General features: G+C 52.3%; 14 protein-coding genes and 1 pseudogene. 8 read left to right on the top strand and 7 right to left on the bottom strand.

Translation table 11 applies throughout. The features are described 5' to 3' along the window. Positions 1 to 36 precede the first annotated feature (36 nt). Positions 37 to 639 (top strand): response regulator transcription factor, encoded by a 603-nt coding sequence (locus AAYN39_RS15695; RefSeq protein WP_001196086.1) that lies wholly within the window; start codon positions 37 to 39, stop codon positions 637 to 639. A gap of 5 nt (positions 640 to 644) precedes the next feature. Here AAYN39_RS15695 and AAYN39_RS15690 read toward each other — a convergent pair whose 3' ends face one another. After that, entirely contained in the window at positions 645 to 1001 is a 357-nt protein-coding gene (locus tag AAYN39_RS15690; RefSeq protein ID WP_001120250.1) for a lysozyme, read from the bottom strand. A 280-nt stretch (positions 1002 to 1281) separates the two neighbouring features. Between AAYN39_RS15690 and AAYN39_RS15685 the strand changes: the two genes are divergently transcribed. Further along, on the top strand, positions 1282 to 2871 hold the full coding sequence (locus AAYN39_RS15685) for an STY4199 family HEPN domain-containing protein (RefSeq protein ID WP_000185007.1): 1590 nt from the start codon (positions 1282 to 1284) through the stop codon (positions 2869 to 2871). A 12-nt stretch (positions 2872 to 2883) separates the two neighbouring features. On the opposite strand, the gene AAYN39_RS15680 is transcribed toward AAYN39_RS15685, so the two are convergent. Further along, complete coding sequence (locus AAYN39_RS15680; protein ID WP_000934251.1) at positions 2884 to 4533, bottom strand: alpha,alpha-trehalase TreF; 1650 nt, start codon at positions 4531 to 4533, stop codon at positions 2884 to 2886. A 324-nt stretch (positions 4534 to 4857) separates the two neighbouring features. Here AAYN39_RS15680 and AAYN39_RS15675 point away from each other — a divergent pair, with 324 nt between their 5' ends. The 3 genes and pseudogenes from AAYN39_RS15675 to AAYN39_RS15665 form a co-directional block, all read left to right on the top strand. Then, positions 4858 to 5577 carry a GntR family transcriptional regulator gene (locus tag AAYN39_RS15675; RefSeq protein ID WP_000572570.1) on the top strand — a complete coding sequence of 240 codons (720 nt, stop codon included), beginning with the start codon at positions 4858 to 4860 and terminating at the stop codon, positions 5575 to 5577. 175 nt (positions 5578 to 5752) lie between these two features. Next, entirely contained in the window at positions 5753 to 6607 is an 855-nt protein-coding gene (locus tag AAYN39_RS15670) for an SIS domain-containing protein (RefSeq protein ID WP_010989272.1), read from the top strand. Beyond that, a pseudogene (locus tag AAYN39_RS15665) lies at positions 6540 to 6870 on the top strand (asparaginase domain-containing protein); the annotation flags it as partial. The gene AAYN39_RS15670 and the pseudogene AAYN39_RS15665, both read left to right, overlap by 68 nt. A gap of 46 nt (positions 6871 to 6916) precedes the next feature. Here the strand turns inward: AAYN39_RS15665 and gorA are convergent. The 3 genes from gorA to AAYN39_RS15650 all read right to left on the bottom strand — a co-directional run bounded on the left by gorA (position 6917) and on the right by AAYN39_RS15650 (position 9780). Continuing rightward, on the bottom strand, positions 6917 to 8269 hold the full coding sequence (gorA, locus tag AAYN39_RS15660) for a glutathione-disulfide reductase (protein ID WP_000160779.1): 1353 nt from the start codon (positions 8267 to 8269) through the stop codon (positions 6917 to 6919). A 104-nt stretch (positions 8270 to 8373) separates the two neighbouring features. Further along, complete coding sequence (locus AAYN39_RS15655) at positions 8374 to 9216, bottom strand: 23S rRNA (adenine(2030)-N(6))-methyltransferase RlmJ (protein WP_000954235.1); 843 nt, start codon at positions 9214 to 9216, stop codon at positions 8374 to 8376. A gap of 120 nt (positions 9217 to 9336) precedes the next feature. After that, the gene (locus AAYN39_RS15650) at positions 9337 to 9780 is read right to left on the bottom strand and encodes a hypothetical protein (protein ID WP_000209571.1); all 444 of its coding nucleotides are present in this window, start codon (positions 9778 to 9780) and stop codon (positions 9337 to 9339) included. A gap of 277 nt (positions 9781 to 10057) precedes the next feature. Between AAYN39_RS15650 and AAYN39_RS15645 the strand changes: the two genes are divergently transcribed. From AAYN39_RS15645 to rsmJ, 3 genes are all read left to right on the top strand, one after another. After that, a complete protein-coding gene (locus AAYN39_RS15645; protein ID WP_000469191.1) occupies positions 10058 to 10711 on the top strand; it encodes a lipoprotein in 654 nt (217 codons plus the stop codon). 162 nt (positions 10712 to 10873) lie between these two features. Then, positions 10874 to 12916 carry an oligopeptidase A gene (gene prlC, locus AAYN39_RS15640; protein ID WP_000184173.1) on the top strand — a complete coding sequence of 681 codons (2043 nt, stop codon included), beginning with the start codon at positions 10874 to 10876 and terminating at the stop codon, positions 12914 to 12916. Between the two features lie 6 nt (positions 12917 to 12922). Beyond that, positions 12923 to 13681: a 16S rRNA (guanine(1516)-N(2))-methyltransferase RsmJ gene (rsmJ, locus tag AAYN39_RS15635; protein ID WP_001165126.1), complete on the top strand. Its 759-nt coding sequence runs from the start codon at positions 12923 to 12925 to the stop codon at positions 13679 to 13681. Positions 13682 to 13772: 91 nt separating this feature from the next. Here rsmJ and dtpB read toward each other — a convergent pair whose 3' ends face one another. Together dtpB and uspA are read right to left on the bottom strand one after the other, a co-directional pair. Continuing rightward, the gene (dtpB, locus tag AAYN39_RS15630) at positions 13773 to 15242 is read right to left on the bottom strand and encodes a dipeptide/tripeptide permease DtpB (RefSeq protein WP_001098284.1); all 1470 of its coding nucleotides are present in this window, start codon (positions 15240 to 15242) and stop codon (positions 13773 to 13775) included. Between the two features lie 324 nt (positions 15243 to 15566). After that, positions 15567 to 16001: a universal stress protein UspA gene (gene uspA, locus AAYN39_RS15625; protein WP_000323566.1), complete on the bottom strand. Its 435-nt coding sequence runs from the start codon at positions 15999 to 16001 to the stop codon at positions 15567 to 15569. Between the last annotated feature and the right edge of the window lie 197 nt (positions 16002 to 16198).

The following is a 16198-nucleotide window of genomic DNA, read 5'->3' as shown; positions in this document are numbered from 1 at the left end:
CTTGAGACTATTATCTTACCCAGGTGGAGAAAAGTAATGCAGGTAATCATGTTTGACAGGCAGTCAATATTTATTCATGGAATGAAAATCAGTTTGCAGCAGCACATTCCAGGAATAAGTATCCAGAGTGTCGGTCAGGCAGAAGAACTCTGGCAAAAAATAGAAAGCGCGCCGGATGCGCTGGTCATGCTGGATAGCGGCCTGGATGCTGAATTTTGCCGCGAGGTGTTACAAAGAACCGCGCAGCAATTTCCGGAGGTGAAGATTATTATCACGGCGATGGATGGCAGTCAAAAGTGGCTGCATGAAGTCATGCAATTTAACGTTCAGGTCGTGGTGCCACGCGATTCTGATGCCGAAACCTTTGTCCTTGCGCTCAATACTGTCGCTCGCGGGATGATGTTTTTACCGGGGGATTGGTTAAATTCAACGGAGCTGGAGTCCCATGATATAAAAGCGTTAAGCGCCCGCCAGCGGGAAATTTTACAGATGCTTGCCGCAGGAGAATCAAATAAACAAATTGGGCGGGCGTTAAATATTAGTACCGGGACGGTTAAAGCGCATCTGGAGTCGCTTTACCGGCGGCTGGATGTAAAAAATCGTACCCAGGCCGCCATGATGTTAAATGAATCGAATTAACGACGTTAAATTCGCAGTCCGCTTATTTCTGGCTGTGAAATATCATCCGTATTGATTAATGATAAAAAACGCTGATGTCCGATGCTGAACATCAGCGCAATAAGCGTTTCGCGTTGAAACCGATCGTTAAGTTCCGGCAAGCAATTCTGTAGCAGCATATCGCAGCTATTGAGGTCATCCAGCAAGAATGCCTCCGCCTGGTCGGGCGTAATGAACGTCAGCGTCTCATCCGGCGTCAACATATGCCCGTAACCAATCACCCAGTTACCCTGCCGATCGCGATACTTTTCCAGCGACAGACCCTGCCACTGTTTAATAAACGCGATGCAGGCGGAGCTAAAGCGAGATGAAATGTGCGGCATGGCATCTTTCTCATAAAAAGCGCGATTATAAAGTGTGCTGCACGCGTGGCTAGCGGTCAGACGGCCAAACGCAGGCAGGGAAAAGGTCTATGCCGTTCAGCGTCACGCCGCGTTGACAGAATGAAAAACTGATGTTTTTGGTTAGTAACCGATCTTCTTATAAATTTGCAATCATTAAGATTAAGTCACTGAAATGTGGCTAAATCTGTTATATCTATGAAAAAACATAATTAAAAGAAAACGAAGATCTCGTCGCGGGATCGTCTTTTTAGGGAAGATAATGACGAATAGCGCTTCGCAGGCGACACGCGCGCCTTTTGAACATAGCCTGGGGATTATCCGCCAGGCATCAATAGAAATCCTGCTGCTGCTGGGTATTCATACCACAGAGGGAAAAGAGCCCCGGTGGTTCATGGAACAACTTGAGCAGGCGCGTCTTAACCTGGGCGGTTGGGGCGCGGTGGCGAAAAAATTGCGGATAAATGACGCGCAGTTGAGCCAGTTTATGCTGCAACTGCGTCATCTTCAGCAGCATGTTCCCCAGTATGACAGCGGGCAAGAGGTGAGCGAAAATCAACTCCTTGCCGCGTTGCGTTTTGTCACCTCGCTGGAACATCTACGTCAGCAGCAGCCGCTACTGACGTATCAAACTGAGCTGGAAGACCCCGACCAGGAGGCGCATCTTGAGGCGCAGCGTCAGCTTCGGGCGATAGAACTGACGTTAAAAGCGCTTATTGCGCGCGCATGGCCGGATCGGGCGTCCCTGAATCACTACCTCAAGCAACATTTTGGCCCGGACCGTTTGCGCCAGTGGTTAAAACAGGGAGAAGATCAACATGCGCTGGAGGGCATGTTGTTTAGCGAACTGGCGCTTATGGTGGTCGATAAAAAATTGTTTGCTCGTCATTACGTCAGAATTTTTAATGACGCCTCAGCGTTAACGCTGTTCGCCGAGTCGCGCACCACTCTGCGTATGTTTCTGGATGATTGCCGCCTCGCGCGAAACGAGGTTATCGCCAGGCAGCCGCTCACCTCAGCGCAGCTTATGCTGCTAAACGTTCAGTATCAGCAAATCGTTCGGCCCATCCAGCGCGCCTATGCCGAAAAACGTACCCGCGTGAATCCCGCTTCGTTTCTGCTGGCGGATGAACGTGAATTGCGCCAGTTCTGGGAAACCGCGCGGCTTAAAGATCGGCAGGCCGGGGGAGATAAGCATGAGATTAGCGAGAGCATAGAACCACCGCGTAAGCGGCCTCCGCGTACGCCTGAAGAGCGTGAGCAACTTATTTCCGGCGCTTTGTGGGGCGGGGTTGGCGTCATGACGCTGGCGATACTGGCGGGCGCGTTCTGGCTATTTAGTTCGTCATCGCCAAGCTCCGATAACGGGCAAGCTCCCGCAATGGCGCAGGATGAACCGCCGCGCGAGGCGCCTTCCGCGCGGGAAACGCTCAATCATATGGGGATTACCTGGGATGCGTTTACCATGCGGGCGGCGATAGAGCGCAATGATACGCGGGTGACGGCGCTGTTCCTCCAGGGCGGAATGAACTGGCAGCTCGCGTGGACGGAGCAGGCGTTTGCGGCAGGACATACCGAGGTGCTGCAACTGTTGTTGCGTTATCCCGCGCTGATGGATGAGGTCAAACCCTGCCGACGATTTATCACAACGTTAAGTCATGACATGTCGAGCGGCGCGCCGCTGACCGCGATGCATAAAACCTATTTGCAAACGTTTTGCACCGTTCCGGCTGTTGTGACGCGCCAGCAGTACGATACGGAGCAGGCCCAGCTGCGCGCTCAGGCCCGGCCCAGCGCAGACAATAAAAAATGGCTGAAAATTCAGTCAGCCATTTATGATGCGATTCACTGAGCCCGGAGCAGGTTAAGGCTCTCCGTAAAGGCCAATCAGGCGGCGCACCACGCCATTGGTCCAGCCGAACCCATCCTGTAGCGGATACTCGCCCCCGCCGCCTTCGCGGGGCGTACCGCCGGAAATATGGTATTTCTCGATCAGTTTATGGTGCTCCTGATAAAAATGGTTCACCGTTTTTAACCAGTTATGGGCGATTTCATCGCCCAGCATATCGTCGCCATACCGTTTGAAGCCCTGAATCGCCATCCATTGCAGCGGCGCCCAGCCGTTCGGTTTATCCCACTGTTCGCCGGTTTCGTATTCGGTCGCCATAATCCCGCCGGGCGTTAACAGACGGCTGCGTACTACATTTGCCAGACGGTCGGCCTGCTCATGGTTCGCCATACCGACATACAGCGGCACGATACTGGCGGCGGAAAAGAGCGCCATTTCTTCGCGTCGCCAGTCATAGTCCCGATAACAGCCGTTTTCATCATCCCACAAATAATGGTTCACGGCGGCGCGTCGATCGCTGGCTTTCTGGCGAAATAGCGCCTCGGTGTCACGTTCGCCTTTCAGCGCTGAAATATTGGCGATAGCGCTCTCCAGTTTATACAGAAAAGCGTTCAAATCGATAGGGATAAACTGAGTTGTACGTATGCTGGCAAGCCGGCCCGCATCGCGTAGCCAGCGTGAAGAATAGTCCCAGCCGGACGCCGCCCCGGCGCGCAAATCCCGGTAGACTTCATTGGGCGGACGACCGGAATGTTTTGCGGTTTCGACATCTTCCAGCCAGGACTCGTCGCGCGGCGTGTCGCGATCGTCCCAGTAGCGGTTCAGCAGGGAACCGTCCGGCATCCGCACAACGTGGCGATAAGCCTGGTTGAGCGCCAGCGATTCGGCGCCGTCCATCCAGAAGGCGTATTCCATTTTGAGATGGTCGAGATAACGCCGCGCGCCGCGCACGCCATCTTCTTCGAACAGTTCAACCATCAGGGCGAAAACCGGCGGCTGCGAGCGGCTCAGATAATAGGTGCGGTTGCCGTTGGGAATATGACCATAGTTTTCAATCATCCAGGCGAAATTATCCGCCATACATTTAAGTAAGTCTTCGCGCCCGCTTTCCGCCAGACCCAGCATGGTAAAATAAGAGTCCCAATAATAGGTTTCGCTAAAACGGCCTCCCGGCACGATATAGGATTGCGGCAGCGCCAGCAGCGAAGACCACGGAATATGATCCTGCGGTTCGCGCGTCAGTATCGGCCAAAGCTGGTCAATATGTTCTTTGAGCGAGTTTTCGGGGTTAGAGACATACTCGCTGGATAAGGTTTCCGGTAGCCAGAAATGGTTCTCGACGAAGCGGCGTAAGTCAAAATCACGGTGGCGTCTGACCTTACGGTAGCGGATCAGGATATCAAGCGGGTCCATCTTCGGCGCGCAGTCCGGGAACGTTTTACTGTCTGGAAACAGTTTTGTTGACTGTACATGCTCGAACAGTTCGAGATACCGATCGGCAGGGGTCAGGGCGTCAGAGGCGGGAAGCCCCTCGATCATCTCCGGCTCCGGTTCCGCCTCGATCATTTCATCCAGCTTTAACTCGCACGGGTCTGTTTCATAAAACAGATCGACATCAATAGTCAGATCTTCAGAAGGCGTGGGGTTTAATTTCTGGTTGAGCATAATGACAAGGACCTCCGGCTTGCGTCGTAAAAGATACGGGTGTTGCCCGGCTGTCTATTAAGCGTAGACATTCGCTTCGATACCTGAGTGGCAAAGTGTGCGGTAGATCACATTTTGCAATTTATCTCTCAAAAAAACACTTCATAACTTACTGAATAGTATTGCGAAAATCCTATTTTCATGACGCCTCCCTCAGACCTAAAATCAGAACATTCGTTTCATAGTGGTATCACTACGTCACCACATGGCGTGGATTCACAAACAAAGGTAACGTAAATAGTTATAATACAAGCTATGGCACCATGATAATACAAATGGATACAAATGATCGAGCAACCCGACAGTAAAAGCGCCAAACCGCTTTATAAGCAGCTTGAAGACGCCTTAAAAGAGGCTATTGCGCGTGGAGAGTATAAACCAGGCCAGCAGATCCCGACGGAAAATGAACTGAGCGTGCGCTGGCAGGTGAGCAGGGTCACGGTCCGTAAGGCGCTGGATGCGCTGACGCGTGAAAATTTGCTGACCCGTGTCTCCGGCAAAGGCACCTTTGTTTCTGGTGAGAAATTTCAGCGTAGCATGACCGGCATCATGAGTTTCAGCGAGTTATGCCAGTCCCAGGGACGTCGCCCGGGGTCACGCACCATCAAATCCGTTTTTGAATCGGTAGACGATGAGACAAAAGCGTTACTGAATATGAACGATGGCGAAAAAGCGGTCGTCATTGAACGTATCCGCTATGCCGACGATGTGGCGGTATCGCTGGAAACCGTACATCTTCCCCCACGTTTTGCGTTTTTGCTGGACGAAGATCTTAATAATCACTCTTTGTATGAATGCTTACGCGAGAAATACCATTTATGGTTTACCCACTCCCGTAAGATGATCGAACTGGTTTATGCCAGCTTTGAAGTCGCCCATTATCTTGGCGTTAACGAGGGTTATCCGCTGATCCTGATAAAAAGTGAAATGATTGATAACAAAGGAGAACTCTCCTGCGTTTCGCAACAGTTGATTGTCGGCGATAAAATACGGTTTACCGTATGATGTCAGCATTACGCTAACGAAGAGCAGGCTGAATCGGGATCCAGATCGCGGATCCCGATTTTTTTTGGTTTCCATCTTGATCAAATGTCTTTAAATATCATATAAAAATAATAATACATTATGAGTCATTTATGGCGAATCCTCGCCTGTATCATTGATGGAACCAGAGGAAAGCATGATGGGTATGAAAGAGACAGTTAGCAATATTGTGACCAGCCAGGCAGAGAAAGGAGGCGTTAAACACGTCTATTACGTGGCGTGCGGCGGTTCTTATGCGGCGTTCTATCCGGCGAAAGCATTTTTAGAAAAAGAAGCGAAAGCGTTGACTGTCGGTCTGTATAACAGCGGAGAATTTATTAACAACCCGCCGGTAGCGCTGGGAGAAAATGCCGTTGTGGTTGTCGCCTCCCACAAAGGTAATACGCCAGAGACAATTAAAGCGGCTGAAATCGCCCGTCAGCACGGCGCGCCGGTCATTGGTTTAACCTGGATAATGGATTCACCGTTGGTGGCGCATTGCGACTATGTGGAAACGTACACGTTTGGCGACGGTAAAGATATTGCCGGAGAGAAAACGATGAAAGGCCTGCTGAGTGCGGTCGAACTGCTCCAGCAGACGGAAGGGTATGCGCACTACGACGATTTTCAGGATGGCGTCAGCAAAATCAACCGTATCGTCTGGCGTGCTTGCGAGCAGGTAGCGGAGCGTGCGCAGGCGTTCGCGCAGGAATATAAAGACGATAAAGTCATTTACACCGTCGCCAGCGGCGCGGGCTATGGCGCAGCCTACCTACAGAGCATCTGTATCTTTATGGAAATGCAATGGATACATTCCGCCTGTATTCATAGCGGTGAGTTTTTCCACGGGCCCTTTGAAATTACCGATGCGAATACGCCTTTCTTCTTCCAGTTTTCCGAGGGCAATACGCGGGCGGTGGATGAACGCGCGTTAAACTTCCTGAAAAAATATGGCCAGCGATATTATCCTGAAACTTTCACAGAAGGTGAATGCGTTATTGGCGCGGGATGATGTTGACGGTGTGGTCATTACTCATGGCACTGACACGCTCGATGAAACCGCCTACTTTCTTAATTTGACCGTGAAAAGCGACAAACCGGTGGTGTTTACCGCTGCAATGCGGCCCGCGTCGGCAATCAGCGCCGATGGCGCAAGGACAGCCAGGGCTGGTGTCTGACTCGCTCAACCCGGCGAAGGCGCGGGTGTTACTGATGATGGCATTAACTCAGACGCGTAATCCGGAACTGATCCAGAGTTATTTCAGTACGTATTAATCATGAAGGCCTGTGCGCCCACCCTCGAAGATGGGCGCACAAGATATTAACGCATGGTCACAAACTCTTCCGATGCGGTCGGGTGAATAGCGACGGTATTATCGAAGTCTTTCTTGGTAGCGCCCATCTTCAGCGCCACTGCGAAGCCCTGCAACATTTCATCCATGCCGAAGCCGATACCGTGGATACCCACAATTTTTTCTTCCGGCCCGACGCAGACCAGCTTCATACGGCACGGCTGGCGGTGCGTCGTCACCGCGGTATACATAGCGGTAAACGATGATTTATAGACTTTCACCTGCTCGTCGCCGTACTGCTCGCGCGCCTGCGGCTCGCTTAACCCGACAGTGCCGATAGGCGGATGGCTAAAGACCACGGTCGGGATGTTGCTGTAGTCCAGATGCTCGTCCGGCTTGTTGTTAAACAGGCGCTCGGAGAGACGGCGACCGGCGGCGACGGCGACTGGCGTTAGTTCTATCGCGCCAGTATTGTCGCCAACGGCGTAAATGCCTTCTACGTTCGTGTTCTGCCATTTATCAACGATGATGTAACCTTTTTCATTGGTTTTCACGCCCGCTGCCGCCAGATTAATATTGTCGGTCGACGGTTCGCGACCAATGGCCCAGATCAGGCAATCAACGGTTTCACTGCGGCCATCTTCCAGTTCCAGAGTCAGACTGCCGTCGGCGTTTTTCACCACCGCTTTCGGCACGGCGTGAGTATGCAGTTGCGGGCCTTCGGCGTTCATCACCTCAACCAGCGTTTCGCTAATCATCGGGTCAAAACTGCGCAGCGGCGCATGTTTACGGACAAACAGATGCGTTTTCGCCCCCAGCGCGTTGATAACGCCAGCCAGTTCAACGGCGATATAACCTGCGCCTACCACCGCGACGCGCTCCGGCAAGGCAGATAGCGCAAAGAAACCGTCGGAATCAATGCCGTATTCCACGCCTGGAATGCTCGGATGGCTCGGACGGCCGCCGGTAGCGATCAAAATATGGTCAGCGGTGATGGTTTCGCCGTTCACTTCAATGGTTTTGGCATCGACAAAGCGGGCAAAGCCTTTAATCACATCTACGTTATTTTTGCCCAGCACGTTGTCGTATGAAGTATGGATGCGGTCAATATACGCGGTACGGCTGGCAATCAGCTTGCTCCAGTCGAACTGATTAATCGTGGTGTCAAAACCGTAGTCCGGGCCATACAGATGAATCGCTTCACGAATCTGCGCGGCATGCCACATCACTTTCTTCGGCACGCAGCCCACGTTAACACAGGTGCCGCCCAGCTCTTTGGCTTCGATGAGCGCGCATTTCTGGCCGTACATAGCGGCGCGGTTAATCGAGGCGATACCGCCGCTGCCGCCGCCGATAGCGATGTAATCATAGTGTTTGGTCATGACCGCTCCTTTATGTTCGTTGTCGGACGGATAGATTCTGCGCTACCCGCCAAAATATTCGCGATTGTATACCTGAAGGTGAAAGGTTCCACCGATGGCTGTGATTACTCCGGCACGATCCAGCTTACCGAAGTGTGTCCGTGACCGTTTGGCGCCAACCTGCTGTGCAGCCACGGTAGCACGTTGTTCATCTGCTGCTCCAGTTTCCACGGCGGGTTAACCACGATCATACCGGACGCCGTCATCCCGCGCTGATCGCTGTCCGGGCGGATCGCCAGCTCAATTTGCAGGATTTTACGGATGCCGGTGGCCTCCAGCTCATGAATCATGCGCTTAATTTGCTGGCGGAGTACCACCGGATACCATAGCGCGTATGTACCGGTGGCGAAACGTTTATAACCCTCGCTGATGCCGCTGACTACCGCCTGGTAATCGGTTTTCATTTCATAAGGCGGGTCAATGAGAATCAGACCGCGGCGGGAAACCGGCGGCAATTTGGCTTTCAGTTGCTGATAGCCGTCAGCGCGTTCCACGCGGGCGCGGTTGTCTTTTTGAAACTCCGCGCGCAACAGTGGGAAGTCGCTGGGATGCAATTCCGTGAGTTGCAGACTGTCCTGCTCACGCAGCAACTGGCGGGCGATTAACGGGGAGCCCGGATAGTAGCGTAACTGCCCGCTGCGGTTGAAATGTTTTACGACGCTAATATACGGTTCCAGTTCGGCGGGCAGATCGTCCTGCTGCCAGATACGGGCGATGCCTTCCAGATACTCTCCGGTACGTTCAGCATGTTCGCTGCCCAACTGATAACGCCCCGCGCCCGCGTGCGTGTCCAGATAGAGAAACGGTTTTTCTTTCTCTTTTAGCGACTCGATGATCAGGCTCTGAACGGTATGTTTAAGGACGTCGGCGTGGTTGCCAGCGTGAAAGCTGTGACGATAACTGAGCATGGATGCAGATATTCCGGGAAGTAAACAAGTTAGCCGATAGTTTACCGCAGATCCGTAGAGATTACCGCTCTTGCGCTTTTATCGCCGTTGGCCAGGAGGAAAAACAAGTAGGCTGTGGCGTCAGAGCGTAAATAACGTCAACGAAGTGATGCAGGCGTCTGGATTGGCCTGTTTCACGGTCTTAAGGAAGGTGGCAAAATTTCGATTGAATAGGGTGTAGTTATGAAGGAAGCGCGTCTGTTTTCTTTGCCCTTCCGCTGTTATCCAGTCGACTGACCAGACTGAACGACCACTGACTCTCGTTGTTCCCGGTTTCGCCTCAATAATGCTGGTGAGTGGTATCGCGGTGGTGATACCGTCCGCGACCTCATAGAGGTACTGCATGTCAAAGTAGTAATCCGCGTTATAGCCGCGAGAACTGCCAAATTTTCGCAGCATCAGCGAAGAAGATGAAATTAATTTACGGCCATCTTGCAGATGCTTACTCCGACGGAAAATTTTTCGCCCAGGGAAAATAAAGAAAACAATAAATATCAGTACAATAACCTGTAATAACGTGGTCATATACAATCCTTGTATTCCAGAAACGAAAAAGTTGAGAATATTATACATGGGCAGTTTGCGCAAAAATGACAGCGATTGATGTCACGGCCCTGTTTTCAGAAAAACACCCATGAAAAGCCTATCTGAATTTAACGCTAATCATGCCGCGACGCGTCCACCGACTTACCCCTGTCGGGTCTTATTCTGAAATCGTTTTTATTATGATGATAGTGCTGGTTTTACCTTGTTTATTTGATTAAAACGATAGCGCTAATAATAGAAAAGAAAGGATTCATTGATGTTCCATTATGGAAAATGTGTCGTTCGCACGTTGTTTTTATTACTGGTTTGCTGTTCGCTGTCGGGCTGTCTTTCATTTGGGCTGATACTTGCCACCGATAAAGATGGCAATCGTCATCAGTCTACCTGGAAATCGGATACCGTTACCGCGCTTTCCTTAGGTAAAGATAGCAACGGGAAAACGGGCTGGGTGTTTGTTGGCGAACATTTTGACTACCTGTTGACCCAGGGCGGCGATAATGTGGTGGCGCTGTTAAAAGATGCGACTATTCGCCGGGATAAAATGCGAGTAAAGGATGGTGTTAAATTCCTGATTGATACAGATAAGAAGGAGTTTACGGGTGAAGTCAATGTGACTTACGCCTGGGTGGACGAGAAAGATAAACTGGCGGCGGTAGGCTACGGGTTTATTTGTGCAGACGGCGCGGTAAATTGCACGCTATCCGTCATGGACCTGAAAGGGACTATCCATCAGAAAAATAAAGAGCAGAGCGTTACGCAGCAGCTATCGTTCTATCATCCTTTCACCGTTGAGTTCTATCAGTATCAGCGCAGTATGTCCGGGGCAAAATTTGGCAGAGTGTTGCTGCCGGTAACTTTGGCGCTGGATATTGTCACTATGCCGCTACAGCTACTGATCTTCAGTCGTTAAAATTGGATTCAGCAGCAATGCCTACGTTCGGATGCTGGCGTTGCTGCACGGGTGAAATGAGCGCCCACCATCATTGAAATTCCCCCAACTATCCCCCATTCTAGATCCATAGCGAAAGCGCGATAGAGCGCTTCATTTCTTTTTTAGACCAGGACTGCGCATATGACCAATCCATTACTAACGTCTTTTTCACTGCCGCCTTTTTCTGCAATTAAACCGGAGCATGTGGTGCCTGCGGTCACCAAAGCGTTGGCCGATTGCCGGGCGGCGGTAGAAGGCGTTGTGGCGCATGGCGCGCCGTATAGCTGGGAAAACCTCTGCCAGCCGTTGGCGGAAGCCGACGATGTTCTGGGGCGTATTTTCTCGCCAATTAGCCACTTAAACTCGGTGAAAAATAGCCCGGAGCTGCGTGAAGCCTACGAACAGACGTTACCGCTGCTGTCGGAATACAGCACCTGGGTTGGGCAACATGAAGGACTGTACAACGCGTACCGCGACCTGCGCGACGGCGATCATTACGCCACTCTGAATACCGCGCAGAAGAAAGCGGTTGATAACGCGCTGCGTGATTTTGAACTGTCCGGCATCGGCCTGCCGAAAGAGAAACAGCAGCGTTACGGTGAAATTGCCACCCGCCTGTCTGAGCTGGGCAACCAGTACAGCAATAATGTGCTCGATGCCACCATGGGCTGGACGAAGCTCATCACCGACGAAGCCGAGCTGGCGGGAATGCCGGAAAGCGCGCTCGCCGCCGCTAAAGCCCTGGCGGAAGCCAAAGAGCAGGAAGGTTACCTGCTGACTCTGGATATCCCGAGCTATCTGCCAGTGATGACCTACTGCGACAACCAGGCGTTGCGTGAAGAGATGTATCGCGCCTATTCCACTCGTGCCTCCGATCAGGGGCCGAACGCCGGTAAGTGGGATAACAGCCCGGTGATGGAAGAAATTCTTGCGCTGCGCCATGAACTGGCGCAACTGCTGGGCTTCGAAAATTATGCCCATGAGTCACTGGCCACCAAGATGGCGGAAAATCCGCAGCAGGTGCTCGATTTCTTAACCGATCTGGCGAAACGCGCCCGTCCGCAGGGGGAAAAAGAGCTGGCCCAGCTGCGCGCCTTCGCCAAAGCCGAATTTGGCGTTGAGGAACTGCAACCATGGGATATCGCGTACTACAGTGAAAAGCAAAAACAGCACCTGTACAGCATCAGCGATGAGCAGCTACGCCCGTACTTCCCGGAAAACAAAGCCGTGAACGGCCTGTTTGAAGTGGTGAAACGTATTTACGGCATCACCGCCAAAGAGCGTACTGATGTTGATGTCTGGCACCCGGAGGTGCGTTTCTTCGAACTGTATGACGAAAATAACGAGCTGCGCGGCAGCTTCTACCTTGACCTGTACGCGCGCGAACACAAACGCGGCGGGGCGTGGATGGACGACTGTGTCGGCCAGATGCGTAAAGCGGATGGCACATTGCAAAAGCCGGTCGCTTATCTGACCTGTAATTTCAACCGTCCGGTGAACGGTAAACCCGCTCTGTTTACCCATGACGAAGTGATCACCCTGTTCCACGAGTTTGGTCATGGCCTGCATCATATGCTGACCCGCATTGAGACCGCCGGGGTCTCCGGTATCAGCGGCGTGCCGTGGGATGCGGTCGAACTGCCAAGTCAGTTTATGGAAAACTGGTGCTGGGAGCCAGAAGCGCTGGCGTTTATCTCCGGCCACTATGAGACCGGCGAACCGCTGCCGAAGGAACTGCTGGATAAAATGCTGGCGGCGAAAAACTATCAGGCGGCGCTGTTTATTCTGCGTCAGCTGGAGTTCGGTCTGTTTGATTTCCGTCTGCATGCGGAATTTAACCCGCAGCAAGGAGCGAAAATTCTTGATACGCTCTTTGAAATTAAAAAACAGGTCGCCGTGGTGCCGTCACCGACATGGGGCCGTTTCCCACATGCGTTCAGCCATATCTTTGCTGGCGGCTATGCGGCAGGCTACTACAGCTATCTGTGGGCCGACGTACTGGCGGCGGACGCTTATTCTCGCTTTGAGGAGGAAGGCATTTTCAACCGTGAGACCGGTCAGTCGTTCCTTGATAACATCCTGACTCGCGGTGGTTCTGAAGAGCCGATGGAACTCTTTAAACGCTTCCGTGGCCGTGAACCACAGCTGGACGCGATGCTGGAGCATTACGGGATTAAAGGCTGATTTTACGTGCAAATCTGCTTAATGGATGAAACGGGCGCCACAGACGGCGCCTTATCTGTTCTGGCTGCCCGCTGGGGACTGGAGCATGACGAAGACAACCCGATGGCGCTGGTATTGACGCCGCAACATCTGGAGCTGCGCAAGCGCGACGAACCGAAGCTCGGCGGCATTTTTGTCGATTTTGTCGGCGGCGCGATGGCGCACCGGCGCAAGTTCGGCGGCGGGCGCGGCGAAGCGGTGGCGAAAGCCGTCGGTATCAAAGGCGATTACCTGCCGGATGTGGTTGATGCCACGGCCGGACTGGGGCGCGATGCGTTTGTGCTGGCGTCCGTCGGTTGCCGCGTGCGGATGCTGGAGCGTAATCCGGTGGTCGCCGCGTTGCTCGACGACGGCCTGACGCGCGGCTACGCCGATGCGGACATTGGCGGCTGGCTTCAGGAGCGTTTGCAGTTGATTCATGCTTCCAGCCTGACGGCGTTAACCGATATCACGCCGCGCCCGCAGGTGGTCTACCTCGATCCGATGTTTCCTCACCGGCAGAAAAGCGCGCTGGTGAAGAAAGAGATGCGGGTGTTTCAGTCGCTGGTGGGGCCGGATCTCGACGCCGACGGACTGCTGGAACCGGCGCGTCAGTTGGCGACCAAACGCGTGGTGGTCAAACGTCCCGATTATGCGCCGCCGCTGGCGGATGTCGCGACGCCCAACGCCATCGTCACCAAAGAGCATCGGTTTGATATTTATGCCGGAACCCCTCTGACGGAGTAACGGATTGCCCGATGGCGCTACGCTTATCGGGCCTACGATTCTCAATTATTTGTAGGCCGGATAAGGCGTAAGCCGCATCCGGCACTGAGTATTACTGTTCGGTACCTTGCGTATTAATCATTCGGTTTAACCACGGCACCATAATGGCCATCACCACGGTGACCGCCAGCGTTACCAGACCAATTTTGCTAAAGACGCCGGTATAAATGGGCAGCGTCTGTAACGGATCGGTGATGTTTTCCGGTACGGCAGTGAAGGTCGCCACATAACCGCCGAGCAGGAAGGCGGCGGCCTGGGTCAGGAACCACATTCCCAGAATAAAGCCCATCAGATGCTGCGGCACCAGAGCGGCGACCATTGCCAGCCCCAGCGCGCTAATCAGCAACTCGCCCAGACTCTGGAACAGATACACTAGCACGATAAACCACGGCGACGTCAATCCTTGCGCATCGGCAAACCACATCCCGGCGGCGGCGGTCAGAAAACCCAGCGCGCAGAGGAACATGCCGAGCGTAAACTTCATCGGCATAGTCAGATCTTTGCCTTTGCTACCCAGTCGGGTGTAAATCGCTGCCAGTACCGGACTGGCGACGACCACCCAGAATGGGTTCAGCGCCTGAAAACTCACCGGGTTAATGGCGAATCCAAGAATTTCATGATGCACGTTATTAATCGCAAAGAAGTTCAGTGAGGTAGGCATCTGCGCATACAGAATGTAAAACAGCACGGCTTCAATCATCAGAATAAACGCCACGAACATTTTATTGCGGCCGGTTTTATCCAGACGAAACGCTTCGCGAAAGAAGAAAATAGTGACGACGATAGAAAGGACGATGAGCACCAGATTGGCAATCTTAACGTTGTGCATCAGCCAGGCGCAGAGGAAAATCATGACGACGGTGCCGAGTAGTACCAGCAGCAAATTGCGAAAACGTAGCGGTTTATGATCCGGTTCAGAACCGATATTTTTCACCATGCCACGGCAGGCGAAGTACACCAGAAGCGCAACAATTAAACCAGCGCCGCACAGATTATAGGTCACCGCATAGCCAAATTTATCGGCAATCACCGGCGCCAGCGATAGCGATAACAAAGAACCGATGTTAATCGACATATAAAACAGGGTGAAAGCGCCATCCAGCCGGGGATCTTTAGGCTGATAGCATTTAGAGAGCAGGCTGGCGGGATTGGCTTTAAATAACCCGTTGCCCACGGCAATCGTACCCAGTGCGATAAAAATCAGATCGGGATTTAATAGCGACATACCAGTCATAAAATAGCCAATCGCCAGCACAATCGCGCCCAGGACCAGGGTGCGTTTAGTCCCTAACAGATGGTCGCCAACATAGCCGCCGATGGAGATCAGGCCATAAACCAGCGCCGCAAAAGCGCCAAAAGTAATAAAGGCCTGTTCCTGAGAAAAACCCAATTGTTTAACGAAAAAGACCGCCAGGATGCCCTGGACGCCGTAATAGCTAAATCGTTCCCATAATTCTACAAAAAAGATCATGAAGAATGGACGAGGTTGCTGCAGCAAGCCCGTAGGTGCAGTTGTATTCATATTCCTTCGCCTTTTAATGCCATCCCGAAACGTATGAACGCGTATATCAAAACGCGCCGAAAAGTCTTACCCTGATATAGACTGCGGTTATTAGCCTGATCAATAGGTTATTATACAAATGATACGCAAACTAATTAGTGGATCACACTAATTATGTTTGGTGTGATGGAATGATGTACTGAGTACTGCGAAGAAGGGGGGATAAACAAAACGCCCACATAAGCGGGCGTTGTTGTTGATAGCCGGAGTTTGCCTGATGGTTCAGGCCAACCTGATTGACTATAGACCAGATGCGGTCTTAGCCGCCAGCCGGCACGGTAAGTATTACTCTTCTTCGTCGCGCAGCGGAACAATCAGCATGTCAACGTGAACGGTGTTGATCAGCTGGCGCGCAGAAGACATCAGTTTGCTCCAGAAGTCCTGGTGATGACCGCAAACGACCAGATCCATATCGTATTTCTTGATGGCGTCAACCAGCACCTGGCCCAAATCGCCGCTACCGCTCAGGGTTTCAGTGATAGGGTAGCCAGCGTTGGTAGACAGCTCGGTCAGCGCGTGGTGGGTTTCTTTGGAGATACGTTTCTGCATATCGCCCAGATTGACGTCAATCAGACCGGTGTACAGGTCTGAATAGTTCACATCAACGTGGATGAGGGAGATTTTCGCGTTGTAGGGGCGCGCCATAGAGACCGCTTTTTCAACCAGAACTTTACTTTCCGGGGAGAGATCAACTGCGATAAGAATGTGTTTATAAGCCATAGTGTTACTCCTTCCATAAGTTGTCGATGACCATTGAGCTACTGGCGTTTCTTATGCCGCCGCGTCACCCGCGTCCTGCGAACTCTATGCGCGGGGCTAGCTCAGCCGTTTACCATAACTATCCTTACATTATAGCGACCAGGATAATCCGTCAATCTGCCTTGCTTGCCAGTTAGTTAAACAAAATTTTCAGGGAA

Origin of the sequence: Salmonella sp. K21076, assembly GCF_039650795.1 — a bacterium.
Classification (GTDB): Bacteria; Pseudomonadota; Gammaproteobacteria; order Enterobacterales; family Enterobacteriaceae; genus Salmonella; species Salmonella enterica.
The sequence above is the reverse complement of the archived record's forward strand: the minus strand, read 5'-3'. Positions and strand labels throughout refer to the sequence as shown.